Genomic DNA, 21,178 nt, shown 5'->3' with positions numbered 1-21,178 from the left:
AAATGTCTCGCGTAGGAAAAATGCCTGTTGCTATCCCCGCTGGTGTGGATGTAGCAATCAAGGACGACCAAATTAATGTTAAGGGCACCGGCGGTTCGCTGTCGTTGACCCAAAATGCTCTGGTTACTGTGACCAATGACGCTGGCAAGCTCACGTTTGCCCCTGCCAATGAGTCCCGTGAAGCCAATGCCATGTCGGGCACCATGCGTCAGCTGGTGAACAATATGGTGGTGGGTGTGACCAAGGGTTTCGAGAAGAAGCTGAACCTGGTTGGCGTGGGCTACAAAGCTGCCGCCCAAGGCGCTAAGCTGAACTTGGCTGTGGGTTACTCCCACCCCGTCAATATCGATATGCCTGCTGGCATCACCGTTGCAACCCCAACCCCTACAGAAATTCTGATCAAGGGTGCGGATCGTCAACGTGTGGGTCAAGTGGCTGCTGAGATTCGTGCGATCCGTCCTCCTGAGCCTTACAAGGGCAAGGGCATCCGTTATTCGGATGAGAAGATCACGATCAAAGAAACCAAGAAGAAATAAGGAGCCGCAACATGTTGACCAAAAAAGAACAGCGTCTCCGTCGTGCGCGTCAAACCCGCATCCGCATTGCAACCCAAGGCGTTGCACGCCTGACGGTGAACCGCACCAACTTGCACATCTACGCCAGTGTTATTTCTGGCGACGGTGCCAAGATTCTGGCCAGCGCATCTACCGCCGAAGCGGCTGTGCGCAAAGAGCTGGGCGGCGCTGGCAAGGGTGGCAACACCACCGCAGCACAAGCCATTGGCAAGCTAATTGCTGAAAAAGCAAAAGCAGCTGGCGTTGAAAAAGTAGCGTTTGATCGCTCAGGTTTTGCGTACCACGGACGCGTCAAGGCGCTTGCCGATGCTGCCCGCGAAGCTGGCTTGCAGTTCTAAGCAGATCGGAATAAATCATGGCTAAAGTTCAAGGAAAAATGCAGGGTAAGGCTGAAGGGCCTGAAGACGGCCTGCGTGAAAAGATGATCGCGGTCAACCGCGTTACCAAGGTGGTCAAGGGTGGCCGTATTCTTGGTTTCGCAGCTTTGACCGTGGTAGGTGATGGCGAAGGTCGCGTTGGCATGGGTAAGGGCAAGTCGAAAGAAGTGCCTGCTGCTGTGCAAAAAGCGATGGAAGAAGCCCGCCGCAACATGGTCAAGGTCACTCTGAAAAACGGTTCCGTTTTCCACAAAGTGACTGGCCAACATGGCGCAGCTAACGTGATGATGGCTCCTGCCCCCAAGGGTACCGGCATCATTGCAGGCGGCCCTATGCGCGCAGTGTTTGAAGTGATGGGTATCACCGACATCGTGGCCAAGAGCCATGGTTCGTCGAACCCATACAACATGGTGCGTGCCACCTTGGATGCATTGCGTAATTCGACCACTCCTTCAGACATTGCTGCCAAGCGCGGCAAAAATGTCGAAGAAATCTTCGTCTGAGCAAGGTTATTCAAATGACAACGCAACAAACACTCAAAGTGACGCTGGTTCGCAGCCCGATTGGTACCAAAGAATCGCACCGTGCAACCGTTCGTGGCTTGGGTCTGCGCAAGATTCGCAGCGTAAGCGAACTGCAAGACACGCCCGAAGTCCGCGGCATGATCAACAAGATCAGTTATCTGGTCAAAATCATCTAAGGATTGACGATGGAACTCAATGGCATTAAGCCCGCAGCGGGTGCAAAGCACGCCAAGCGTCGCGTCGGTCGCGGCATTGGCTCTGGTCTGGGTAAAACCGCAGGCCGTGGCCACAAGGGGCAAAAATCCCGTTCGGGTGGCTACCACAAAGTCGGCTTTGAAGGCGGTCAAATGCCTATGCAGCGCCGTTTACCTAAGCGTGGATTCAAATCGCATTTGCTGCGATACAACGCTCAAGTCACATTGGAAGCACTGGAGAAATTGGGTCTTGCTGAAGTTGATGCCTTGGCATTAAAGCAAGCTGGCCTGATCGCCGAATGGGCCAAGGTTGTCAAGGTCATCAAGACCGGCGAACTGACTAAGGCTATTAAATTCACAGGCATTGGTGCTACGGCAGCGGCTAAGGTGGCTATTGAAGCCGCTGGTGGCAGCTTGGTTTAAGTTTTTGTTGAAGGAAACGTTCGGTGGCAACTAGCGCTCAAATCGCAAAGACGGGTAAGTTCGGCGACTTGCGTCGTCGCTTGGTGTTTTTGTTGCTCGCGCTGGTTGTTTATCGTGTCGGCGCACATATTCCTGTGCCTGGCATCGATGCAACGCAACTGCAGCAGCTTTTTAAAGGTCAGCAAGGCGGCATATTGAGTTTGTTCAATATGTTTTCTGGCGGTGCCTTGTCCCGGTTTACTGTATTTGCTTTAGGCATCATGCCTTACATCTCCGCCTCTATCATCATGCAATTGATGGGTTATGTGGTTCCGATGTTTGAGCAGATGAAGAAAGAAGGCGAATCGGGTCGTCGCAAGATCACTCAGTACACGCGTTACGGAACCCTAGGCCTTGCACTGTTTCAGTCGCTGGTAATTGCCACTGGTTTGGAGAGTTCTCCAGGGCTGGTACTGTCGCCAGGTTTTGGTTTTCGCATGACAGCTGTAGTAAGTTTGACTGCTGGAACCATGTTCCTGATGTGGTTGGGTGAGCAAATTACAGAGCGCGGTTTGGGCAATGGAATTTCCATTTTGATTTTCGCCGGTATTGCGGCTGGATTGCCGGGTTCCATCGGTGGTTTGCTGGAGTTGGTGCGCACCGGTGCTATGAGCATCATTGCCTCCATCTTTATCGTTGCGGTGGTTGCCTTGGTCACTTACTTTGTCGTGTTCGTTGAGCGCGGTCAAAGAAAGATTCTGGTGAATTACGCACGGCGGCAGGTGGGTAATAAGGTATACGGCGGACAGTCTTCGCATTTGCCTTTGAAGCTCAACATGGCTGGTGTGATTCCTCCGATCTTTGCTTCATCGATTATTTTGTTGCCTGCAACGGTTGTGAATTGGTTTAGTGCTTCGGAGTCATTGCGCTGGTTGAAAGATGTTGCAGGTATGTTGAGCCCAGGACAGCCAGTCTATGTGTTGTTCTATGCCAGTGCCATTGTGTTCTTCTGCTTTTTCTACACGGCTCTGGTATTCAACAGCCGCGAAACAGCAGACAACCTGAAGAAAAGCGGCGCGTTTATTCCTGGTATCCGTCCGGGTGAACAGACTGCTCGCTATATCGACAAGATATTGCTGAGGTTGACTTTGGCAGGTGCGGTGTACATCACCTTTGTGTGTTTGGTTCCGGAAATATTGGTCTTGAAATACAACGTGCCATTTAATTTTGGTGGAACGTCACTGCTCATTATTGTGGTCGTGACCATGGATTTCATGGCCCAGGTTCAAAACTACATGATGTCTCAACAGTATGAGTCATTGCTGAAAAAGGCTAACTTCAAGTCTTCTACCAATGCGTAATTGGTAAGTTAAAAGTTGGTCATGGGTTCTGGTGTTTTGTTCCAGAGAATTCAATCGCACGGTATTCAGAGTTTTAGGAGAATTAAATGAGAGTTTCAGCTTCGGTTAAGAAAATTTGCCGTAACTGCAAAGTCATCCGGCGCAAGGGCGTGGTTCGTGTGATCTGTACAGATCCACGCCACAAACAGCGTCAAGGTTGATAGAAAAGTTTTAGAGGACGCACATGGCACGTATCGCTGGTATTAACATTCCGCCGCAAAAGCATTCCGAAATCGGCTTAACCGCTATTTTTGGCATCGGTCGCACCCGCGCTCGCAAGATTTGCGAAGCTTGCGACATTGCATATTCCAAAAAGGTCAAAGACTTGACCGATGCAGATCTGGAAAAGATCCGCGACCAAATCGCTCTCTTTACCATTGAAGGCGATTTGCGTAGAGAAACTACGATGAACATCAAGCGATTGATGGACATCGGCTGCTACCGTGGCTTCCGCCACCGTCGTGGTCTTCCCATGCGTGGTCAGCGTACGCGTACCAACGCACGCACACGTAAGGGACCGCGCAAGGCTGCGGCTTCATTGAAGAAATAAAGGGATTGAGAAATCACTATGGCTAAAGCTCAACAAAGCAACGCATCGCAGCGCGTACGTAAGAAAGTTCGCAAGAACGTATCTGACGGTGTCGCACATGTGCACGCATCGTTTAACAATACAATCATCACGATCACTGATCGTCAAGGCAATGCGTTGTCTTGGGCTTCTTCCGGTGGCCAGGGCTTCAAGGGTTCGCGTAAGTCGACTCCTTTTGCTGCCCAGGTTGCGTCCGAAGTGGCTGGTCGTGCCGCCATTGAACAAGGTATCAAGAATCTTGATGTCGAAATCAAAGGCCCGGGTCCTGGTCGCGAATCTTCGGTTCGCGCTCTGGGTGCCCTCGGTATCCGCATCACTTCGATTGCAGATGTGACTCCCGTTCCACACAACGGTTGCCGCCCTCAAAAGCGTCGTCGCATCTAATTTCACCGGATTCATTTCGGTTCGGTTTTTATAAGCCCACCGCCATCTGCACTCCGCAGATGGCTCCCACGTTTCTGCGTGGAAGATAATATTTAAGGACGCTCAAGTGGCACGCTATCTCGGTCCCAAGGCCAAACTCTCTCGCCGTGAAGGCACTGATCTTTTCCTGAAAAGCGCTCGTCGCTCGATCAGCGACAAGGCTAAATTTGACTCCAAGCCAGGTCAACACGGTCGCACTTCTGGTGCCCGTACGTCTGACTTCGGTTTACAGCTGCGCGAAAAACAAAAAGTAAAGCGTATGTATGGTGTGTTGGAGCGCCAGTTCCGCCGCTATTTCGAAGAAGCCGATCGCCGTAAGGGTAATACCGGTGCCAATTTGTTGTTCCTGCTGGAATCGCGTCTTGACAATGTCGTATACCGCATGGGCTTTGGCTCCACACGCGCTGAAGCACGCCAGTTGGTGTCGCACAAGGCGATGACGGTGAACGGCCAGTGCGTGAATATCCCTTCGTACATGGTCAAGACTGGCGACGTGGTCGCTGTTCGCGACAAGTCGAAGAAGCAGAACCGTATTGTTGAAGCCTTGCAATTGGCACAACAAGTGGGTTTGCCTGCTTGGGTTGAAGTCAGCATTGAAAAGACCGAAGGTATTTTCAAGAAAGTACCAGACCGTGATGAGTTCGCTTCTGATGTCAATGAATCTCTGATCGTTGAGTTGTATTCGCGTTAATTCCGCATTTGTCGTTTGATTTTGTTCCTAGGCTGCGGGGCACTGCGGCCTAGAACCAACACTTACCTTACCGGTGTAACGAGCTGGGGGTACTAAGAGGAAGCATGCATGCAAACTAATTTGCTGAAACCCAAAGCCATCAACGTAGAACAGCTGGGCCACAACCGTGCGAAAGTTGCGTTAGAGCCGTTCGAACGCGGTTACGGGCATACATTGGGTAACGCACTACGCCGCGTACTGTTGTCTTCCATGGTGGGCTATTCGGCAACCGAAGTGACGATTGCAGGTGTGCTGCATGAATATTCTTCGATTGACGGTGTTCAAGAAGATGTTGTGAACATTTTGTTGAATCTCAAAGGCGTTGTTTTCAAGCTGCACAATCGTGACGAAGTTACGTTGAGCCTGCGCAAAGACGGCGATGGCGTAGTTACTGCGGCAGACATCCAGACCCCACACGATGTTGAAATCATCAATCCAGACCATGTGATTGCGCATTTGTCGCAAGGCGGCAAGTTGGACATGCAGATTAAGGTCGAAAAAGGTCGCGGTTACGTTCCTGGCAGCATGCGCCGTTATGCCGATGAGCAAACCAAGTCGATCGGCCGCATTGTGCTGGACGCTTCATTTTCTCCTGTCAAGCGCGTGAGCTACACCGTCGAAAGCGCTCGCGTTGAGCAGCGTACTGACCTGGACAAGCTGGTGGTAGAGATCGAAACCAATGGTGCGATCTCGGCGGAAGATGCAGTGCGCGCATCGGCTAAAATCTTGGTTGAACAGCTCGCAGTATTTGCGCAGCTGGAAGGCAGCGAATTGGCTGGCGTGTTTGAACAGCCAGCACCGCGTGGTAACACGCAGTTTGACCCAATTTTGTTGCGTCCTGTGGATGAGCTGGAATTGACAGTTCGCTCTGCGAACTGCCTGAAGGCTGAGAACATTTATTACATCGGTGATCTGATCCAGCGCACCGAGAATGAATTACTCAAGACTCCTAATCTGGGTCGCAAATCGCTTAATGAAATCAAGGAAGTCCTCGCTTCGCGCGGTCTTACCTTGGGTATGAAGCTTGAAAGCTGGCCACCGGCAGGCTTAGATAAGCGTTAATTGAAAACATGGTTAGTACAGCATTTTGGTGCTGTGTTGGCCTTTATAAATGTCCTGCAAAGGACACGTGCAACGCGCAGTACCTTATACGGCTGTGCGTCAAAATAATTGAAAGGTATGCACCATGCGCCACGGACACGGACTTCGTAAACTTAACCGCACCACCTCGCACCGCTTAGCGATGCTGCGCAACATGATGAACTCGCTAATTGAGCATGAGGCCATCAAAACCACTTTGCCCAAGGCTAAAGAATTGCGCCGTGTGATCGAGCCGATGATTACTTTGGCAAAAGAAGCAACGGTTGCTAACCGTCGCTTGGCTTTTGATCGTTTGCGTGACCGCGATAGCGTGACCAAGTTGTTCAACGACCTTGGCCCGCATTTCAAGGCCCGTCCAGGCGGCTACACCCGTATTTTGAAGATGGGTTTCCGTGTGGGTGACAATGCACCTATGGCGTTTGTGGAACTGGTAGATCGCGCTGATGTAAAAGAAGCCGTAGAAATATCGGCTGACCAAGCATAAGCTGCTACAATAGTAGAATACCGCGCGATGGAGCAGCCTGGTAGCTCGTTGGGCTCATAACCCAAAGGTCGTAGGTTCAAATCCTACTCGCGCAACCAATCAGTAGTACTTGTTGCTACGAGTTAAAAAACCCACCTTGTGTGGGTTTTTTAATTTCTGCCATCCGCTATTTAGTGCCGCGTATGGGTAGCAGCCAGTTCTTCTTTCAGGGTTTATTTGGCCATCACGGTGAACCCCTTTTTCGCAGGATCTGGATTCCGTGGCACCTAATTGCTGTGCCACGGATCAAGGCTTTATTCCACTTGCTTACGGGCCCGGTCTTGTTTGGCTTGCTCTAGCGAGGCTTCGGTGTTGCTCAAATCCATGCCATACATGTCTGCAAACTGGGCCAAAGTTCGTCCGCTGGCTTCAAAGGCTTTCAACAAGGCTTCGCGTTTGGCTGCTGCTGCACCATCTTCTGTATAGGCGTGGTCCAGTAACGCATTCCATGCCTCTAGTGGTGGCTTGACCTGCTCTGCGTATGCGCCACGGCTCAAGCCGGAGACTTCAAAGGCGTTACGCAGGCGCATACGCAGTTTGGCTTGCGCTGCCGGACTATTGCCTGCGCGGTCGCGGCGCACGACTTCCATAATGGCTTGGTGCACATGTTCAGGTGCCAGACTCTCTACCGGGTTGCCTTGCAGGTCGTGGCGTTGGACTCCTGTAGCGACTTGCTCCAGGTAGCGGGTGGACCGGGTGTGCTGCCCCAATGCTTCCCGCAGGGCCTTGGCTTCCAGTAGTTCGGGGTGGTTGGCAACTAATTCGTGAAAGATGCCGAGTTTTAGCGGTAAAGCCTGTGCGCCAAATACCTTGGGATAAAGGTCGTATAGCGTGTGCAGCAAGGGGTGCACCTCTCGGCTGCGTGGTGCGCGCGGTAGTCGGGGCACATGTGGTTTTGCGTTGTGGGTGCTGAGGGCTGGGGGTGTAGTCACGGTGATGAGGGTGTGCGGTGGGGAACGGGCGCAAAGAGTGCGCGAACAGACTCTATTTTCATCGAAAACTTGTGGGAGCCTTTGCGGGTCAGCCCGCCCACGCGGCGTAAGGCAAAGGCGTTTTGTCGTTGCAGAGCAACGCTACACGTCCGTCAATGCGTAAGAGTGTGCCTTGCGATACAGGTTCGTATGGCAGTGCTGCGACAATCGGCCCTCCCAAAATTTTGAAAGTGCTCATGGCTAAGAAAGCTCCTGCGGTTGTCGTTACCCCTCCAGAGGCCGCGCGTACCAAACCTTTGCAGATTCCCGACACGGGTTTCAAAACGATCTGGCAAGTGGTTGGTGCACCCGCCGCAGTCGCGAAGGCGAAGAGCGACAAGTCTGCTGTTTCGGCTTAGATTTTTTTTGTTTCAGGGGGCGCATCCAAAGCGACCTCGACCCAGCAGTCATAGAACGTAGGCGCACGGCCTAAATCGGTCAACTGCTGGCTGGTGAGCTGGTTCACATTGCTGCCATCAAGCCCCAGTTTTCGCCACCACACCCCCAGTCCATTCACCACCCCCATGCGGGCGCGGGCCGATACCTTGGCTTTGCAGCGGTACGTGCCGCGTTGGTTGAAGACGCGCACCACAGCACCGCTGGTGATGCCCCGTTGCAGGGCATCGTCGGCATGGATTTCTAGCAGCGGTTCACCTTCGATGCTGCGCAGGCTAGTGACATTGACGAAGCTGGAATTCAAAAAATTACGTGCAGGCGGTGAAATCATGGCCAGCGGAAAGTCTTTGGATGTGCCCGCCGCTTCGTAGTTGGGCAGGTAATCCGGCAGGCCATCCAGACCCTGCGCCGCCAGCCGTGCGCTGAAAAATTCACATTTGCCAGATGGCGTGGGGAACTGCCCCAGGGCAAATGGCGCATCGGCTAGCGGAATCGTCGCAAAACCGTGTTCCTGTAGTGCGGCAAAGTCCACTTGCTCACCATAGGCCATGCTGCATAGCGCCTCATCGCTGTCACGGAAACACGGGTCCGTGAACCCCATGCGCTCGGCTAGCTCTCGGAAAATCTGGGTATTGGTTTTGGATTGGCCCAGTGGCGCAATCGCAGGGCGATTCAACAAGGCATCGGTATGGCCATAGCTGCTGTGTACATCCCAGTGTTCCAGTTGCGTGGTGGCGGGCAGGATGTAGTCGGCGTAGTCGGCGGTATCGGTCTGGAAGTGCTCTAACACCACGGTAAACAAATCTTCGCGCGCAAAGCCTTGCACGACCTTGCCGGACTCAGGGGCCACGGCGACGGGATTGCTGTTGTAGACCACCAGTGCCTCGATCTTCGGTGCGGTCGTGTCCAGCAATGCATCGCCAATGGTGCTCATGTTGATGGTGCGGGGCCTGCGCCCGGCCAGCAAGTCGGGCCGCTGCAAGGCCGCGCGCTGCACTGGGAACTGGCCCGAGCTGCTCATCAAAACGCCGCCCGCACGGTGCCGCCAGGCCCCGATCAGCGCTGGCAGGCTCACCACGGCGCGGGTGGCATTGCCGCCGCCCCGGGTGCGCTGCATGCCGTAGTTGAGGCGTATGGCGGCCGGTTGTCCGTTGACAAAGCACTGCCCGTAGTCGTGTGCCAGGGATGTGATTTGTTCGACCGGCACGCCGCAGACCTCGGCGGCGCGCTCGGGCGGCCATTGCAAGGCGCGTTCACGTAACGCGGGCCAGCCGACGGTGTGTTCGGCCAGGTAGGCGTGGTCTAGCCAGTCGTTGGTGATGAGTTGGTGCATCAGGGCCAAGGCCAGAGCCGCATCGGTACCAGGGCGCAGTGCGATGTGCGCGTGGCACTTTTCAGCGGTTTCGGTTTTGCGCGGATCGATGCACACCAGCCGTGCACCGTCGCGTTTGGCCTGCTGCACGTAGCGCCAGAAGTGAAGGTTGCTGCCGATGGAGTTGCTGCCCCAGATGAGGATGAGCTTGGATTCGGCAAAAAACTGCACCTGCATGCCCACCTTGCCACCCAGCGTGTGCACCAGACCTTCGCCTCCGGCCGATGCGCAAATCGTGCGATCCAACAGCGATGCGCCCAGCGTGTGGAAGAACCGCGCCGAAATGCTTTCACCCTGTACCAGTCCCATGGTGCCTGCATAACTGTAGGGGACGATGGCCTCGGGATTGCGTGCGGCAATCACCTGTAGCCGTGCGGCGATATCGGTCAGCGCGTCAACCCAGCCCACCGGCGTGTACTGGCCCGAACCCTTCGGGCCGCTGCGTTTCAGTGGTTGCAGGATGCGCTCGGCATGGTAGGTCCGCTCGGTGTAGCGCGACACTTTGGTACACAGCACGCCATCGGTGTGCGAATGGGCTGGATTGCCCTGCACTTTGATCGCGATGCCGTCCTGCACCGTGGTCAGCAGAGCGCAGGTGTCGGGACAGTCGTGCGGGCACGCGCCGCGTACCTGGTGTGGCAAGGTGGTAGTAGAGTGGTCTGGGTCTTGCATAGGTTCGTTACTTCTGCCTGTGACAAAATGTATCCATGATAAATAGACGCTGTTTTTCCATCGCTACCGGGGCCGCCGCAATGACTGGTTTTTCAATTGCCCAAGCGCAACCTGGCGGCAAGATTTTGGTGGGTCAATCGGCGGCGCTGACCGGGCCTGCGGCCCAGCTAGGCATCCAGTATGCCCAAGGTGCCAAACTGTATTTCGACCAAGTGAATGCGCAAGGCGGCGTGGGCCAGCGACAGATTGAACTTCGCACACTCGATGACGGCTACGAGCCCGAACGTTGCCTGGAGAACACCCGTAAGCTATTGGCGGCCGACGCTGTGGCTTTGTTTGGCTATATCGGCACCCCCACCAGCTTGGCGGCATTGCCCTTGGCCACCCAGGCCAAGACACCGTTCGTGGCCCCTTTCACCGGGGCGATGGCTTTGCGCGACCCGTTCAATAAATATGCGTTTCACATACGTGCCTCGTACCAGGACGAAACCGCCCTGATCGTCAAGCAGCTCACCCAGTTGGGGCTGGACCGTATTGCGGTGTTCTACCAAAACGATGCCTATGGCAAAGCGGGTTTGGAAGGTGTCACGCTGGCCCTCGCCAAACTGGGCCGTAAGCCGGTGGCGCTGGCCACGGTGGAGCGCAACTCCGTGGATGTGGCCGCTGCGGCGCAAGCCCTGCGTGCCGCCGAGCCGCAGGCGATTGTGCAAATCAGTGCGTACAAATCCTGCGCAGCGTTTATCCGGGCGGCCCGCAAGGTGGGCTACGGCGGGCAGTTTTTCAATGTCTCGTTTGTCGGCACGCAGGCATTGGCAGACGAACTCGGCAAAGAAGGTGCCGGCATTGTGGTGTCACAGGTTATGCCATCTCCCTACAGTACAAGCACCGCACTGGCCCGCAATTTTGCCGACGCGGTAAAGGCCGCCGGCGGTGATGCGCAGGTTAATTTTTCCAGCATGGAGGGCTATTTGGCCGCCAAGGTCCTGGTCGACGGGTTGAAGCGGGCTGCTGCGAGCAAAGGCATCAGCCGTGATGCACTGGTGACCGGGCTGGAATCGCTGGGGACGCAGTCGTACGGCGGTTTTGCAGTCAAGCTATCGGCCAGCGAACATGTAGGATCGAGTTTTGTGGATCTGTCCATGCTCACCGGAGATGGCCGCATCCGCATGTAAGGAGAGCTCCATGCCTGTGATCGACAAACTGGTGCAACAGGCCCCCGGCATTGCCGCCCTGCGCCGTGAACTGCATGCCTACCCGGAGCTGAGCTTTCAGGAGGTGCGGACCGCCGATCTGGTGGCGCGGCAGTTGACCGAATGGGGCATTCCCCACCACCGGGGCCTGGCGGGTACGGGTGTGGTGGGCATTTTGCAAAACGGTACGTCTGCGCGCGCCATTGGTCTGCGTGCAGACATGGACGCGCTGCCGCTGCAAGAGTTCAACACCTTCGCCCACGCCAGCCAGCACCCCGGCAAGATGCACGCCTGCGGACACGACGGCCACACCGCCATGCTGCTGGCAGCGGCGCAGTATCTGGCCGAGCACCGCAACTTCGACGGCACGGTCTACCTGATTTTTCAGCCCGCCGAAGAAGGCGGTGGCGGCGCCCGCGAGATGGTGCAAGAAGGCCTGTTCACCCGTTTCCCGATGGATGCGGTGTTTGGCATGCACAACTGGCCCGGCATGCCGGTGGGCCAGTTTGCCGTCAGCCCCGGCCCGGTGATGGCCTCCAGCAGCGAATTCAAGATCACCATCCACGGCAAAGGCAGCCATGCCGCCATGCCCCATATGGGCATCGACCCCGTGCCCATCGCGGCCCAGATGGTGCTGGCCTTCCAGACCATCATCAGCCGCAACAAAAAGCCCATCGACGCAGGCGTGGTGTCGGTCACCATGCTGCACGGCGGCTCGGCCACCAACATCGTGCCCGACAGCGTAGAGCTGCAAGGCACGGTGCGCACCTTCACGCTGGAGGTGCTGGACTTGATCGAAGCCCGCATGCGCCAGATGGCCGACAGCCTGTGCAGCGCCTTCAATGCCCGCTGCGACTTTGAATTTGCCCGCAACTACCCACCCACCATCAACCACGCCGCCGAGGCCGCCTTCGCCCGCCAGGTGCTGACCGACATCGTGGGGGCCGACCACGTGCTGACCCAAGAGCCCACGATGGGTGCGGAAGACTTCGCCTACATGCTGCAAGCCAAGCCGGGGGCCTACTGCTTTATTGCCAACGGCGACGGCGACCACCGCGCTATGGGCCACGGCGCAGGCCCCTGCACCCTGCACAACCCCAGCTACGACTTCAACGACGATCTGATTCCGTTGGGGGCGACGTACTGGGTGCGGCTCGCCGAAGCATGGTTGCTATTGAATAAGTAGCTACTTGCGGAGGTGCAATATGCGCTAGAGGTCTAAAAAGCTTGTAAAACTGGTGCTTTGAAGCGTTCTGCCGCCATCGCCAGCAATCCATCAAAAATCAGGTTATCTACCAGATCAAACGGCACCGACATGCTGGGCGCCATCTTCCAGCCTGCGCCGCCGGTCATGGTGCAGGCGGGTTCGGCTCCGCAGTGCTGGCGCACGTGCTGCACCATGCGTTCCACGGCCCCGGCGATGGCGTAGGTGCCGCCGCTGGTCAGTGCGTCGCTGGTGTTGGTGGGAAACAGCCGCACCTCGCCGGTGGGAACGTGCAGGCCCGCCGTGCCGGATTCCAGCGCACGCAGCATGATGCCGTGGCCGGGCAGGATCAGCCCGCCGAGAAACTTGCCGTGGGTATCGATGGCCTCCACCGTCACCGCCGTGCCTACCATCACCACCACCATCGGCCGCGCCGGGCCTTGGGCCAGCATGCGATGGCGTGCCCCCACCATGGCCACCCAGCGGTCGGCCCCCAGGCGGGTGGGGTGGTCGTAGCCATTGGTCAAACCGGCCTCGGCGGCGCTGGACACCACCCACTGCGGGGTCACATCCCATAGCTCCAACTGCTCCAGCACACGGCGCTTGATGGCATCGCCGGCCACGATGCAGCCCAGGATGGCGGTGGGCGTGGGCAGCTCAGCCCAGGGGCCATCGGCCAGCTTGTCGATGTTTTCCAGAAACTCTGCGCCATGGGCCAGCAGCGCGGCCCCAGGGCGGGGCGCGTCGTACAACGACCATTTGAGGCGGGTGTTGCCAATGTCGATGGCGAGAAAACTCATTCTGCGGTCTCCGGTATTTTTCCCCGCATTATCAATGTGCCGCGTAACGCCGCACGGCGTTTGCCTAGCTCTGCCGCCAGGGCAGGTTGTGGAAACGCCAGCCGCCCTTGCGGCCCCGGTGGGCCTCGGTGTCGGGGTCGCCCTCGAAGCCCTCCAGGATGTTGTAGGCCTCCAGCCCCAGCTCGGTGGCGCGTTTGGCGGCTGCCACCGATCGCACCCCGCTGCGGCACAGCAGCACGGCTTTTTTGCCACCCGCTAGCGCGGCTTGCAGGCCGGTGTCGAAATCGGCGTTCATGGCCATGCCGGGCCACTGCTTCCAGGCCAGGGCGACGGCTCCCGGCACTTCGCCAACCCAGGCGCGTTCGGCATCGGTGCGCACATCGACCAGCACCGCCTCGCCCGCCTGCCACCATTGGCAGGCTAGCTGGGGTGATACGTCGCCTGCGTAGCCCTCGGCGGGGCGGGCGGTTGGCCACAGGCCCGAGGCCAGGTTGGCGGGCACGGCTTCGTCCATGCGTTGCGGGCGGGGCAGGTTCAGTGCGTCCATAGTGGCGGTGAATTCCGTGAGGCTTGTGTGGGCTATGCGCGGATTGTGGGCCTTCTCGGCCCCGATGCTGGAGTGGGTTTTGCCGTGGTAATCGTGCCCCGGCCAGACCACGCTGGCATCGGGCAGGGCAAACAGAATCTGCGTGATGCTGTGGTACATCGCCTCGGCGCTGCCCGACTGGAAATCGGTGCGGCCACAGCCGCCGATGAGCAGCGTGTCGCCGGTAAACACATGGTTGCGCCAGACGAACGACATGCTGCCCGCCGTGTGGCCGGGGGTGTGCAGCGCCTGTACCGTTTCGCTGCCAAACGGCAGCAAGTCGCCGTGCTGCAACTGCACCGCCGCGCCGCTGATGCCGCAGCCTGCGGGCACCGCCGTTTTGGCCCCGGCATGCTCGGCCAACTGGCCCGCGCTGGTGATGTGATCGGCGTGGGCATGGGTTTCCAGGGCCCACACCAACGACAGGCCGTGGGCTTGCAGCAGTGCCAGATCGCGCTCCAGCTGGGTGTCTACCGGGTCGATGATGACGGCGGCACGGCTGAGCGGATCGACCAGCACATAGGTGTAGGTGCTGGTGGCGGGGTCGAAGAGTTGGATGGGCTGCATGGGGTGTTCCTAGGCGTATTTGGCCAGCATGTCGGCCACTTGCTCGGCGGGCAGGTGGCCCTGCTCGATCATGCAGCCCACCATGGTGAAAAACGATTTGTCCAGCGCCTTGCGTGCGGCCGATAGCTGTTGGGCCACTTTTTCGCAATCGGCTTCGGCCTCGATCAGGCGCTGCACGCCGCGCAGTTGCCCTTCTACCCGGGCTAGCCGGGCGAGCAGGGTTTTCTTTTTGGCGGGGTCGGTGAGTTGGGACATGGGGCTCCTGGGGACGGGGTAGGTTACTATACCCCCGTGGGTATATTTTTTAAACCCGTCAAGGAGATTTTCTATGCATCCTTTTTTGCAAGCCACCCTGGGTGGCATTTTGATTGGCGCGGCCAGCTGGCTGCTGCTGGCAGCGCTGGGCCGGGTGGCCGGTATCAGCGGCATCGTGGCGGGGGCGCTGTCGCCGCAGCCGGGCGAGCGGGCCTGGCGCTGGGCGTTTCTGGCCGGGCTGGTGGGCGTGGGGGCGCTGTTGACGCGGGGCATGCCTGCGCTGCCGTCGCCCCACTGGGCGGTGCTGGTGGCTGCTGGCTTGCTGGTGGGCGTGGGCACGGTGCTGGGCTCGGGCTGTACCAGCGGCCACGGCGTGTGTGGTCTGGGGCGGCGATCGGTTCGTTCGCTGGTGGCCACAGGGGTGTTCATGGGGTGCGGATTTGCTACTGTATTTATAGCTAGAGCCGCAGGTTAAATAAGCGCTAGAGGGCTAAAACATGTTGAAAATTATCTTCGCAACCTTGGCGGGTGGTTTGTTTGCGGCGGGGCTGGTGCTGTCGGGCATGGTGCTGCCCGCCAAGGTGCAGGGCTTCTTGAACCTGGGCGGCCTGTGGGATGCACAGCGCTTTGGCCCCTGGGATGCCAGCCTGGCGTTTGTGATGGGCGGCGCGCTGCTGGTGACGTTGCCCGCCTTTGCCCTTACCCCGCCCAACGTCCGGCATCCGGCGCGCAAGCCCTGGCTGGCCACGGCCTTCCAGCTGTCCACGCGGCAAGACATCGACACCCGGCTGGTGCTGGGCGCGGCACTGTTTGGCGTGGGCTGGGGCCTGGCGGGCTACTGTCCCGGCCCGGCGCTGGCCAGCGTGCTGACGGGTGGCGCAGGCGTTGCCGTGTTTGTACTCGCCATGCTGGTCGGCATGGGCTTGGCCAAACGCTTCAGCCCAAAGTAAAAAACCGCATCTCCACCGTCTGCGGGTAGCGCGCACCGCTGCCCACAAACAGCCGCTGGTTGATCCATTGCAAGGCCGGGGCGGCAGTTTCAAAGTGCGGCAGGCAGCGGAAGTAGATCTGCGCCGGGTCCACCGGTTCGCCGCGCACCAGCCGGGCCATCAATTCCGGCGGGCCGGTGCGGATGGCGCGGTTGTGCACGTACATCAGGTCGCCGCCATCGGTTTCCAGGCAGTAGCGCGCATCCAGCGTGGTCAGCGTGGCGTTGACCACCAACTGCGCGTCGGCCCCGCCGGGCAGCACCCGTGCCGTCCAGCCGTCACCTCGGGCGCTACCGCCCAGGATGGGGATCAGGCGGCGTTGGCCGTAGGCGGTGGACCCCACTTCCTGCGGGGCGTCTACTTGCACGGACAGGTCGGCAAAGAAAGCCAGGGCAGGGGTGTCAATGGGGTGGTGCATGGCGTGCTTAGTGTGCTCAATCGGCCTTGAAGCCGGTGGCCGCCACGGCCTTGCCCCACTTGGCGGTGTCGGCGGTGATGCTGCGGGTGAAGTCCTCGCGGCTGCTGCCGATGGCGCGAAACCCAGCGGCTTCCAGCTTGCTGTTGCCATCGGCAGACTGCACCGCGCGGGCGATGTCGGCGTTCAGCTTGGCCAACACGTCGGTGGGGGTTTTGGCCGGGGCCACCACGCCAAACCAGGAGTTGAATTCCAGCTCGGGGTAGCCTTGCTCTTTGAAGGTGGGCACCTCGGGCAGGCTGCTGGTGCGCACCGCGCCGGTGGTGGCCAGGGCGACCAGCTTGCCGGCTTTGACGTTGGGTGCGGCCAGGCCGATGCTGGCAAACACGCCCTGCACGTCGCCGCCGAACAGGCCGGTGAGTGCGTCGCCGGTGGATTTGTAGTGCACCGGCTCGGGCTGTAGCTTCAGCGCGTCGCCCAGCATGAAGACCCCGAAATGCCCCGGCGTGCCCGCGCCAAAGGTGGCCATGAACAGGCCCTTCTGTGCCTTGGCCGCATCCACAAACTCTTTCACGGTGCGGGCGCTGACTTTTTGCGGATTCACCAGAAAAGCAAAGTCCACGCTGGCCACCTGGCTGACCGGGGCAAAGTCGCGCTGCACGTCGTAGGGCAGCTTGGTGTAGCTGCTGGGCGCTATGGCCAGCTGGCCGGTTTCGCCCAGCAGCAGGGTGTAGCCGTCGGGCGCGGCGCGGGCCACTTCGGTGGCGGCGATCAGGCCTCCGGCACCAGGTTTGTTGTCGACCACCACGCCCACGCCCCAGCCCTCGGCCAGCTTCTGGCCGACCAGGCGGGCCACGATGTCGGGCCCGGTGCCCGCCGCAAAGCCGACCACCAGGCGCACCGGTTTGTGGGGATAGCTGGTCTGGGCGCTGGCCGCCGTGCAGGCCAAGACGGTGAGCAGGGTGGCGAGTACGCGGCGGCGGGAAGGGGTGGGCATGGCGTGTCTCCGGTCTAGGTGTAATGCTGCATAGCGTAGAGCCGGGGTGGGCCGTATCCTGTCATCCCTGAAGACGACGTGTAAACCCTGCAATGTGAGGAGCGAAGATGCGACAGTGGGCTGCCCATACAGATACCGCCACCCCCGGCGAGCTACTGCATGTGCTGACCCAGGCCGTGCCGCGCCTGGGCGAGCCGCATTTTGAGCAAACCCTGCTGGACAGCCTGTTCCCGCTGCTGCCGGCGGCCTCGTGTTCGGTGTACCGCACCGGGCCGCTGTGCCCGCCGGTGATCTACATGTCGGCCAGCCACGGCGTGCCCGACACCACCCGCGACTGCTGGCGGGCCTACCTGTCGGGCCCGTATGTGGGCGACAGCACGCTGTGCCAGCCTGCGGCCACAGCCGGCCATGTGGTCCGCCACATCACCGCCCAAGAGGTGCCGCCCGAGCACCGCGCCAAGGTGTACGAGGCGCATGGCATGGCCGAGCGGGTGTCGGTGGTGGAGCCGCAGGGGGACGGCGCGCTGTTTGCCATCAACTTCTACCGCCACCAGCACCAGCGGCCCTTCCGCGACGCGCAGATTGCCGACTTCACCCAGCTGGCCCCGGCCCTGCTGGCGCTGGCGCACAAGCACCTGCTGCTGCGGCTACCGCTTCTGCCAGACTCCGCGCCCGCCGCGCCTGCGCGGGATGTGGGCTTTGCCGCCCAGGTGCAGCGGGTGCAGCGCCTGCACCCGGGCCTGACGCTGCGCGAGTGCGAGGTGTGTGCCGGGATCTTGCAAGGGCTGACGCTGGACGGCATTGCCTGCCAGCTTGGTCTGGGCCTGCCGACGGTCAAAACCTACCGCCAGCGGGCCTTTGCCCGGCTGGGCATCCACTTCCGCAACCAGCTGTTTGCCCGGGTGCTGGCGGCCCAGGGCTAGTCGTCCTTGCGCGTCCACACGCCGACCAGCGCCTTGGTCTTTTGCCAAGCGTTGGTGCGCTCGTCGGACAGCACGTCCAGAAAATCCGACAGGCGCTTGGACTTGACCATGGTGTAGACCGTCAGCGCGGTGGTCAGGAGGAAGACGGTGGCAAAGATGGCCAGCCGCCGCCCCAGCGGAGATTCGGCCTCGGCCAGCAGGTTCATGCCCAAAAAGCCGGTGGTCACGGTGCCGATCAGGCCGAAGATGGTCACCACCGTCAGGCGCACCACGGTGTTGGCCTGGCGGCGCAGGCTGTCGGCCTCCAGGTACTGGTTCATCTCGGCAATGCGCTGCTTTACCTCGGCGTACAGCGGGTCCAGCTCCAGGTGCTGCGCACACATGTGGAACAGGGCGCGTACCTGCGCCTGCTCGGAGATTTCGTGGAACCAGTAGCGGTGGGTGAAGCGCAAAAAGCTGGAGAAGCCATCGCGGATCGAGCGCTTGAAATGCCGGATGCTGGCCGCGTCGCGGATATCCAGGTTTTTCAGCGTCTCGGCCATGCGGTCCGAGTACATCAGCAGCGCGGCCTTCTGGAAATGTGCTATCAAAAACAGCAAAAAATGCTGGTGCCGAAACTGCGCCAGCACGCCCCGATCGCGGCAGCCGTAGAAGTCACTGCGCGCATCGCCCACCACCACCAGCGCGTGGCCGTTGCACAGGTAGCGGGTGTTGGGGGCGGCACCGCCCTCGGCCCAGAAGCGGTCGTAGCAGTATTTGGCCTCGAAATCCGCCAGATGCTGTTCGCCGTAGGGCAGGGCGCAGCCGCCCGCCGCTTCGCGTGCGCCCGAGCCGGTGACCAGCCCCAGCCGCACAAAGTCGCTGCGCGACAGGTCGCGGGGCCGGTCCAGCGCCAGGTAGGCCATCATCGGCATGCGGTAGTACTCGATCTGCCGAAACCGCAGCGCGCCGGGGTGGTCTGAGTGGTCGCCCACCAGCGGCTGCATGATGAAGTCCCAGTGGGCCGACATGCGCGGCGCGCGCCGGGTGCTGACGTGCTCTAAAAACGCATCGCGCTGGTTGGCATCCGATGCGGCCAGCACGTTGCCCTGCGCGTCCAGCCACTCGGCGCTGGCCAGGCAGTGCAGGGCCTGGCCCGCAGCGTCCCAGCCCGCCGGATAGGCGCGGCCAAAGCGGTACAGGATTTCTTGCGCCGTCTCCAGTGGCAGGTGCTGGGTGGCCACCTCCACGTTCAGCAGCACCAGGTCCACGTCGAGGAAAAAGTACAGATCCACATGCACCGTGTCCAGCGTGACGGGCGCGTCGCCAGGGCGCGGCACCACCCGCACGGCGGCAATGTCGTGGCGGCGAAAGACGCGCATCGGTGAGCCCTGGGCCTTGCCTTGCGTGGCATGTTTGGGCAGGCCTTCGCCGTACAAAAACCGCTGTACGTAGGGCAAAAAGGTGACGAACTCGTTGTAATGCCGCTCGTGGAAGCGGCTGCTGTCGCCGGTAAATTCGTCCACCACCTCGCGCCAGGGAGAGGTGTCGCCCACATCTGCCATGTCGGCCAGCACCTCCCAGGGCTTGGCCACCGAGCCCTCGCTGCCGCGCACCGGCATCAGCCGCACGGGCCACAGCAGCACCTGGCGGAAGTGCTCGACAACTGGGGGCGTGGTGGGTGCGGTGTCTGGGCGCATGGGCAGTCCGTGGGGCGTTATTGCCCCAAAGTGTAGAGGAGCCCCGGCATCTTGTTACATGGGGTAGTCTGCTATATAAGTAATAGCTACTACCGCCGGTTAAATATGCGTTGGTGGCTTATTCCGTTTAAAAACCCTTGGTCACCAGCCCGCCGGGTCCACCCGGTAGTAACCGCTGAGTTCCTGGTACAGCGCCGGGTCGTAGTCCTTCAATTCCGCCGCCTGCTCAAAGAACACCTCGGACACCACGGCGAAGAACTCGGCCGGGTCTTGTGCGCCGTAGTGGTTCAACAGGCCGGGTTCGCCCACATGGGCTTCGCGCCGTAGTTTGGCGTAGGCCGCGTGGAACACCTCGGACCAGCGGGCCGGGTCGGCGTTACCTTTACTGCGATAGCGGTGCGGTGCGCCATTGGCATGGCCTTTTTCCTGGTCCAGCTGGTGGGCAAATTCATGGACCACCACGTTGCGCCCATCGCCGGGCGTGGTCGCGCCCTCTAGCGCGTCGTGCCACGACAAAATCACCTGCCCCTGCGCCCAGGATTCGCCCAGCAGCGCCTGCCGCTCCTCCCGCTGCACCACGCCATCGCTGTGCGTGCGCTGCACCGCAAACGCCCCCGGGTAGACCAAAATTTGCCGCAGGTGCGGGTACAGGCCGGTGGGCCGGTTGAGCACCAGCAGGCAGGCCTGGGCGGCAATCACCACCCGCATCTCATCGGTAATGGTTAAGCCCGCGCAGCCCAGAAACGCCTTCTCGGCGATGAAGACCTGCATCTGCTGCTTCAGCTGGAGTTGCAGGTCTGCGGGCATGCGCCGCACCAGCGGCACCCGGCGGCGCAGGATCGTGCGCCACGCAGCGGGGAAGGGCTGCTGCCGCAGCTTGCGTCGGCGCCGGGCGATCCACCATTTGGGGGTGAACCAGCCTAGAGTGCAGACGGTGGTGAGGAGCAGGAGGGCTAGGAAGGTGGCGGTGGGGGTGTCCATGGGCAATGCTAGCTGGGTGCTGCAAGGGAGATTTGCAATAGCGGCGACCAGGCGAGCGGTTTGGCGTGCTGTATTCGGAATATCCGATGCCCCAATGGCGACCCGCAATGTCTGTTACGCGGTCCGCGTCTTTGGGCTGTTTAACCGCCCAGCGGGGTCAGAACACGCATGCGGTTTGGAGCCGTGCTGCCCACCTACTTTTCAGCGCGCATGGATGGTCTGACCCCACTGGGCTAGCGTCCGTGGTGGGCCAACGGTGGTTTATCCCAAACCCTAGCGCCGCATCCACCATCCGCTGCCCTGCGGATAGCACCGGGCAGGAGTTTGGGTCGGTATTTATTCC

Annotated in this window: 26 protein-coding genes, 1 tRNA gene and 1 pseudogene; 18 read left to right on the top strand and 10 right to left on the bottom strand. The window is 59.8% G+C overall.

Annotation, left to right across the window (positions count from 1 at the left end):
* Positions 1 to 2: 2 nt before the first annotated feature.
* From rplF to AC0969_RS08730, 13 genes are all read left to right on the top strand, one after another.
* On the top strand, positions 3 to 536 hold the full coding sequence (rplF, locus tag AC0969_RS08790) for a 50S ribosomal protein L6 (RefSeq protein WP_295959404.1): 534 nt from the start codon (positions 3 to 5) through the stop codon (positions 534 to 536).
* Between the two features lie 11 nt (positions 537 to 547).
* Complete coding sequence (rplR, locus tag AC0969_RS08785) at positions 548 to 913, top strand: 50S ribosomal protein L18 (protein WP_295959407.1); 366 nt, start codon at positions 548 to 550, stop codon at positions 911 to 913.
* Between the two features lie 17 nt (positions 914 to 930).
* Positions 931 to 1,455, top strand: a complete 525-nt coding sequence (rpsE, locus tag AC0969_RS08780; RefSeq protein ID WP_092757617.1) for a 30S ribosomal protein S5 — start codon at positions 931 to 933, stop codon at positions 1,453 to 1,455.
* Between the two features lie 14 nt (positions 1,456 to 1,469).
* Complete coding sequence (rpmD, locus tag AC0969_RS08775) at positions 1,470 to 1,652, top strand: 50S ribosomal protein L30 (protein WP_092757618.1); 183 nt, start codon at positions 1,470 to 1,472, stop codon at positions 1,650 to 1,652.
* Between the two features lie 9 nt (positions 1,653 to 1,661).
* The gene (gene rplO / locus AC0969_RS08770; RefSeq protein WP_479623759.1) at positions 1,662 to 2,093 is read left to right on the top strand and encodes a 50S ribosomal protein L15; all 432 of its coding nucleotides are present in this window, start codon (positions 1,662 to 1,664) and stop codon (positions 2,091 to 2,093) included.
* Positions 2,094 to 2,116: 23 nt separating this feature from the next.
* Positions 2,117 to 3,433: a preprotein translocase subunit SecY gene (gene secY, locus AC0969_RS08765; protein ID WP_479623758.1), complete on the top strand. Its 1,317-nt coding sequence runs from the start codon at positions 2,117 to 2,119 to the stop codon at positions 3,431 to 3,433.
* 86 nt (positions 3,434 to 3,519) lie between these two features.
* Entirely contained in the window at positions 3,520 to 3,633 is a 114-nt protein-coding gene (gene rpmJ, locus AC0969_RS08760; RefSeq protein ID WP_028820150.1) for a 50S ribosomal protein L36, read from the top strand.
* A 23-nt stretch (positions 3,634 to 3,656) separates the two neighbouring features.
* Positions 3,657 to 4,022 (top strand): 30S ribosomal protein S13, encoded by a 366-nt coding sequence (rpsM, locus tag AC0969_RS08755; RefSeq protein WP_295959417.1) that lies wholly within the window; start codon positions 3,657 to 3,659, stop codon positions 4,020 to 4,022.
* An 18-nt stretch (positions 4,023 to 4,040) separates the two neighbouring features.
* Entirely contained in the window at positions 4,041 to 4,445 is a 405-nt protein-coding gene (gene rpsK / locus AC0969_RS08750) for a 30S ribosomal protein S11 (protein ID WP_092757621.1), read from the top strand.
* A 106-nt stretch (positions 4,446 to 4,551) separates the two neighbouring features.
* Complete coding sequence (gene rpsD / locus AC0969_RS08745) at positions 4,552 to 5,175, top strand: 30S ribosomal protein S4 (protein WP_295959421.1); 624 nt, start codon at positions 4,552 to 4,554, stop codon at positions 5,173 to 5,175.
* 108 nt (positions 5,176 to 5,283) lie between these two features.
* Complete coding sequence (locus AC0969_RS08740; RefSeq protein WP_295959425.1) at positions 5,284 to 6,276, top strand: DNA-directed RNA polymerase subunit alpha; 993 nt, start codon at positions 5,284 to 5,286, stop codon at positions 6,274 to 6,276.
* 124 nt (positions 6,277 to 6,400) lie between these two features.
* Positions 6,401 to 6,799 carry a 50S ribosomal protein L17 gene (gene rplQ, locus AC0969_RS08735; RefSeq protein ID WP_479623757.1) on the top strand — a complete coding sequence of 133 codons (399 nt, stop codon included), beginning with the start codon at positions 6,401 to 6,403 and terminating at the stop codon, positions 6,797 to 6,799.
* A 21-nt stretch (positions 6,800 to 6,820) separates the two neighbouring features.
* Positions 6,821 to 6,897: transfer RNA gene (locus AC0969_RS08730), tRNA-Met, on the top strand.
* Between the two features lie 195 nt (positions 6,898 to 7,092).
* Here the strand turns inward: AC0969_RS08730 and AC0969_RS08725 are convergent.
* Both AC0969_RS08725 and AC0969_RS08720 read right to left on the bottom strand, forming a co-directional pair.
* Positions 7,093 to 7,689: a ProQ/FINO family protein gene (locus tag AC0969_RS08725; protein ID WP_479623788.1), complete on the bottom strand. Its 597-nt coding sequence runs from the start codon at positions 7,687 to 7,689 to the stop codon at positions 7,093 to 7,095.
* A 475-nt stretch (positions 7,690 to 8,164) separates the two neighbouring features.
* The gene (locus tag AC0969_RS08720) at positions 8,165 to 10,249 is read right to left on the bottom strand and encodes a molybdopterin-containing oxidoreductase family protein (protein WP_479623756.1); all 2,085 of its coding nucleotides are present in this window, start codon (positions 10,247 to 10,249) and stop codon (positions 8,165 to 8,167) included.
* A gap of 35 nt (positions 10,250 to 10,284) precedes the next feature.
* On the opposite strand from AC0969_RS08720, the gene AC0969_RS08715 reads away from it, so the two are divergent.
* Positions 10,285 to 11,421, top strand: a complete 1,137-nt coding sequence (locus AC0969_RS08715) for an ABC transporter substrate-binding protein (RefSeq protein ID WP_479623755.1) — start codon at positions 10,285 to 10,287, stop codon at positions 11,419 to 11,421.
* A 10-nt stretch (positions 11,422 to 11,431) separates the two neighbouring features.
* Positions 11,432 to 12,625, top strand: a complete 1,194-nt coding sequence (locus AC0969_RS08710; protein WP_479623754.1) for a M20 aminoacylase family protein — start codon at positions 11,432 to 11,434, stop codon at positions 12,623 to 12,625.
* Positions 12,626 to 12,657: 32 nt separating this feature from the next.
* Here the strand turns inward: AC0969_RS08710 and AC0969_RS08705 are convergent, their stop codons facing one another.
* From AC0969_RS08705 to AC0969_RS08690, 4 genes and pseudogenes are all read right to left on the bottom strand, one after another.
* Positions 12,658 to 13,443: a type III pantothenate kinase gene (locus AC0969_RS08705; RefSeq protein ID WP_479623753.1), complete on the bottom strand. Its 786-nt coding sequence runs from the start codon at positions 13,441 to 13,443 to the stop codon at positions 12,658 to 12,660.
* Positions 13,444 to 13,507: 64 nt separating this feature from the next.
* Entirely contained in the window at positions 13,508 to 13,957 is a 450-nt protein-coding gene (locus AC0969_RS08700; protein WP_479623787.1) for a rhodanese-like domain-containing protein, read from the bottom strand.
* Positions 13,958 to 14,095: 138 nt separating this feature from the next.
* Positions 14,096 to 14,596, bottom strand: a pseudogene (locus AC0969_RS08695) (MBL fold metallo-hydrolase); the annotation flags it as partial.
* Between the two features lie 9 nt (positions 14,597 to 14,605).
* A complete protein-coding gene (locus AC0969_RS08690; RefSeq protein WP_479623752.1) occupies positions 14,606 to 14,851 on the bottom strand; it encodes a metal-sensing transcriptional repressor in 246 nt (81 codons plus the stop codon).
* Positions 14,852 to 14,924: 73 nt separating this feature from the next.
* On the opposite strand from AC0969_RS08690, the gene AC0969_RS08685 reads away from it, so the two are divergent.
* Together AC0969_RS08685 and AC0969_RS08680 are read left to right on the top strand one after the other, a co-directional pair.
* Positions 14,925 to 15,326, top strand: coding sequence for a YeeE/YedE family protein (locus AC0969_RS08685; protein WP_479623751.1), 402 nt, complete (start codon positions 14,925 to 14,927; stop codon positions 15,324 to 15,326).
* Positions 15,327 to 15,348: 22 nt separating this feature from the next.
* Positions 15,349 to 15,801, top strand: coding sequence for a DUF6691 family protein (locus tag AC0969_RS08680; RefSeq protein WP_479623750.1), 453 nt, complete (start codon positions 15,349 to 15,351; stop codon positions 15,799 to 15,801).
* Here the strand turns inward: AC0969_RS08680 and AC0969_RS08675 are convergent.
* Both AC0969_RS08675 and AC0969_RS08670 read right to left on the bottom strand, forming a co-directional pair.
* Positions 15,788 to 16,258, bottom strand: a complete 471-nt coding sequence (locus AC0969_RS08675) for a DUF3237 domain-containing protein (RefSeq protein ID WP_479623749.1) — start codon at positions 16,256 to 16,258, stop codon at positions 15,788 to 15,790. The two genes, AC0969_RS08680 and AC0969_RS08675, sit on opposite strands and share 14 nt — an antisense overlap.
* A gap of 16 nt (positions 16,259 to 16,274) precedes the next feature.
* Positions 16,275 to 17,252, bottom strand: a complete 978-nt coding sequence (locus AC0969_RS08670) for a Bug family tripartite tricarboxylate transporter substrate binding protein (protein ID WP_479623748.1) — start codon at positions 17,250 to 17,252, stop codon at positions 16,275 to 16,277.
* 107 nt (positions 17,253 to 17,359) lie between these two features.
* Here AC0969_RS08670 and AC0969_RS08665 point away from each other — a divergent pair, with 107 nt between their 5' ends.
* The gene (locus tag AC0969_RS08665; RefSeq protein WP_479623747.1) at positions 17,360 to 18,175 is read left to right on the top strand and encodes a helix-turn-helix transcriptional regulator; all 816 of its coding nucleotides are present in this window, start codon (positions 17,360 to 17,362) and stop codon (positions 18,173 to 18,175) included.
* Here AC0969_RS08665 and AC0969_RS08660 read toward each other — a convergent pair.
* Complete coding sequence (locus tag AC0969_RS08660; protein ID WP_479623746.1) at positions 18,172 to 19,854, bottom strand: hypothetical protein; 1,683 nt, start codon at positions 19,852 to 19,854, stop codon at positions 18,172 to 18,174. The two genes, AC0969_RS08665 and AC0969_RS08660, sit on opposite strands and share 4 nt — an antisense overlap.
* A gap of 141 nt (positions 19,855 to 19,995) precedes the next feature.
* Positions 19,996 to 20,835: a M90 family metallopeptidase gene (locus AC0969_RS08655; protein ID WP_479623745.1), complete on the bottom strand. Its 840-nt coding sequence runs from the start codon at positions 20,833 to 20,835 to the stop codon at positions 19,996 to 19,998.
* Positions 20,836 to 21,178 lie beyond the last annotated feature (343 nt).

It is taken from the genome of Rhodoferax sp. LB1P47, assembly GCF_056521445.1.
This window is presented reverse-complemented; position numbering and strand designations above follow the sequence as displayed.

Bases quoted from the DNA above. Each gene is read 5' to 3' on its own strand.
- AC0969_RS08675 (WP_479623749.1), bottom strand. From the start codon at position 16,258: ATGCACCACCCCATTGACACCCCTGCCCTGGCTTTCTTTGCCGACCTG.
- AC0969_RS08665 (WP_479623747.1), top strand. From the start codon at position 17,360: ATGCGACAGTGGGCTGCCCATACAGATACCGCCACCCCCGGCGAGCTA.
- AC0969_RS08690 (WP_479623752.1), bottom strand. From the start codon at position 14,851: ATGTCCCAACTCACCGACCCCGCCAAAAAGAAAACCCTGCTCGCCCGG.
- rpsK (WP_092757621.1), top strand. From the start codon at position 4,041: ATGGCTAAAGCTCAACAAAGCAACGCATCGCAGCGCGTACGTAAGAAA.
- AC0969_RS08685 (WP_479623751.1), top strand. From the start codon at position 14,925: ATGCATCCTTTTTTGCAAGCCACCCTGGGTGGCATTTTGATTGGCGCG.
- rplF (WP_295959404.1), top strand. From the start codon at position 3: ATGTCTCGCGTAGGAAAAATGCCTGTTGCTATCCCCGCTGGTGTGGAT.
- AC0969_RS08720 (WP_479623756.1), bottom strand. From the start codon at position 10,249: ATGCAAGACCCAGACCACTCTACTACCACCTTGCCACACCAGGTACGC.
- AC0969_RS08670 (WP_479623748.1), bottom strand. From the start codon at position 17,252: ATGCCCACCCCTTCCCGCCGCCGCGTACTCGCCACCCTGCTCACCGTC.
- AC0969_RS08705 (WP_479623753.1), bottom strand. From the start codon at position 13,443: ATGAGTTTTCTCGCCATCGACATTGGCAACACCCGCCTCAAATGGTCG.
- AC0969_RS08660 (WP_479623746.1), bottom strand. From the start codon at position 19,854: ATGCGCCCAGACACCGCACCCACCACGCCCCCAGTTGTCGAGCACTTC.
- rpmJ (WP_028820150.1), top strand. From the start codon at position 3,520: ATGAGAGTTTCAGCTTCGGTTAAGAAAATTTGCCGTAACTGCAAAGTC.
- rpmD (WP_092757618.1), top strand. From the start codon at position 1,470: ATGACAACGCAACAAACACTCAAAGTGACGCTGGTTCGCAGCCCGATT.
- AC0969_RS08715 (WP_479623755.1), top strand. From the start codon at position 10,285: ATGATAAATAGACGCTGTTTTTCCATCGCTACCGGGGCCGCCGCAATG.
- rpsM (WP_295959417.1), top strand. From the start codon at position 3,657: ATGGCACGTATCGCTGGTATTAACATTCCGCCGCAAAAGCATTCCGAA.
- rplR (WP_295959407.1), top strand. From the start codon at position 548: ATGTTGACCAAAAAAGAACAGCGTCTCCGTCGTGCGCGTCAAACCCGC.
- AC0969_RS08740 (WP_295959425.1), top strand. From the start codon at position 5,284: ATGCAAACTAATTTGCTGAAACCCAAAGCCATCAACGTAGAACAGCTG.
- rplO (WP_479623759.1), top strand. From the start codon at position 1,662: ATGGAACTCAATGGCATTAAGCCCGCAGCGGGTGCAAAGCACGCCAAG.
- AC0969_RS08710 (WP_479623754.1), top strand. From the start codon at position 11,432: ATGCCTGTGATCGACAAACTGGTGCAACAGGCCCCCGGCATTGCCGCC.
- rplQ (WP_479623757.1), top strand. From the start codon at position 6,401: ATGCGCCACGGACACGGACTTCGTAAACTTAACCGCACCACCTCGCAC.
- AC0969_RS08700 (WP_479623787.1), bottom strand. From the start codon at position 13,957: ATGGACGAAGCCGTGCCCGCCAACCTGGCCTCGGGCCTGTGGCCAACC.
- AC0969_RS08680 (WP_479623750.1), top strand. From the start codon at position 15,349: ATGTTGAAAATTATCTTCGCAACCTTGGCGGGTGGTTTGTTTGCGGCG.
- rpsE (WP_092757617.1), top strand. From the start codon at position 931: ATGGCTAAAGTTCAAGGAAAAATGCAGGGTAAGGCTGAAGGGCCTGAA.
- AC0969_RS08655 (WP_479623745.1), bottom strand. From the start codon at position 20,835: ATGGACACCCCCACCGCCACCTTCCTAGCCCTCCTGCTCCTCACCACC.